The 1,397-nt window shown below is 67.9% G+C and carries 1 protein-coding gene and 1 pseudogene; both read left to right on the forward strand.

Annotated elements, in window-relative coordinates; all coding sequences use genetic code 11:
• Nucleotides 1-506, forward strand: a 506-nt coding sequence (locus FL311_RS44710) for an MXAN_0125 family MYXO-CTERM protein (RefSeq protein ID WP_141333495.1), incomplete at its 5' end; no start/stop codon positions are given.
• 377 nt (nucleotides 507-883) lie between these two features.
• Nucleotides 884-1,397: pseudogene (locus tag FL311_RS43180) on the forward strand (calcium-binding protein); the annotation flags it as partial.

Here is a 1,397-nt window from a genome sequence, read left to right on the forward strand (position 1 = left end):
GTTGGGTGTTGGCGGCGGCGGTGGTGGGCTCGGCGGGGCCGGCCCGGGCCGAGAGCGAGCCGTGTGACTGCGTCACCGAGCGACAGAGCGTGGTGTCGGAGAAGCCGTGCCTCATCATCTCCACCTACGCCACGTGCGGCACCAGCCGGGTCCGCAACGCGTGTGACGAGCCCGTGACGCTGGTGGGCTGGCCGCTGGCGGACTGCGAGGGCGCGACGGTGTGCGACGAGGAGCTCCTGCCGAACGAGGAGGCCTCCTTCTACTTCGCCAACGACCAGCGCGTGGACCCGCTCCAGAAGGGGCAGGTCGAGGAGCGCTTCGAGGAGGAGCACTACGTCGTCTCCGTGGACGGCCAGGAGCACGACGTCGTGGTCTCCGCGAACGTGGCCTGTGTGTCGCGGGACACGCCGTCGGGCGGCTGTTCCTCCACGTCCACGGGCGGAGGGCTGCTGCTCGGAGGCGTGCTGGCCCTCCTGGGCGCGGTGCTCCGCCGCGTCACGCGCTGAGTCGATTTCGTGTCTGTCTTTGATTAAAACGAGAGGTCCACCTGGGCGGGGTCTCCGGGTGGACCCGTGGGTCTGGCGCGAACCCCATCATCGTGTTTCGAGGAACATGTGTCTGCCGTGTTCTCGAAAAGAGAGACATGGTGGGTGCTCGTGTCTCGGGACGTGACGTGGGGGCGAGGGGTGTGTCGACTGTCTTTCGCCAGGGCGGGGTGTGGCGGCTGGCATGTCCGCTCGCGCACGGCGCTGGGGACTGCTCGCGGAAAATCGCCGCAAGAAAAAGCCGTCGTGCGTTTCTTGGAGTGAGACGGAAATCCCCACCGTCATCTCCCTGCACGCGGGCTTTTCCGTCCAGCCAGACGAGCGGAATGGAGCAGAACATGAAGGTCAATCGTGGTGTCTCGGCGTCGCGCTGGTTGAGCGCGGTGTTCGCATTCGTCGTGGGTGGTTGTGGCGTCGCGCTCGAGGAGGACACGTTCCCGACGGAGGATGTGGTGACGCGGGAGCAGGCCCTGGCCCCGAACTACGCGAACGCGGTGGTCCAGAGTGGCGTCACGCTGGTGGCCAATCCGCAGAACGCGGTGGGGGCGCCGGATGGGCAGACGGCGAACTTCCTGAGCCTGTTGGGCGGCGCGCTGACGCTGGACATGGGGCAGGGTGAGGAGGGCACGGGGCCCTTGCGCATCTACTACCGGGGGTTGTCGCTGGGGGTGGTGGTGCAGGTGGAGTTCCGGCGCGCGGACATGAGCGTCATCGCCACGGGGCAGGCGCAGCTGCTCGACGTGGGCGTGGGGACGCACTCCGCGCTGGTGCCGTACCTCCAGCCTGCTGCCTACCGTTACGTGACGCTGCGTGGCGCGTTGCTGTCGCTGTACCAGGTGGACGCGGTGGAGG

Origin of the sequence: Myxococcus sp. AB025B (genome assembly GCF_006518215.1) — a bacterium.
In the GTDB taxonomy this organism is placed as follows: domain Bacteria; phylum Myxococcota; class Myxococcia; order Myxococcales; family Myxococcaceae; genus Myxococcus; species Myxococcus fulvus.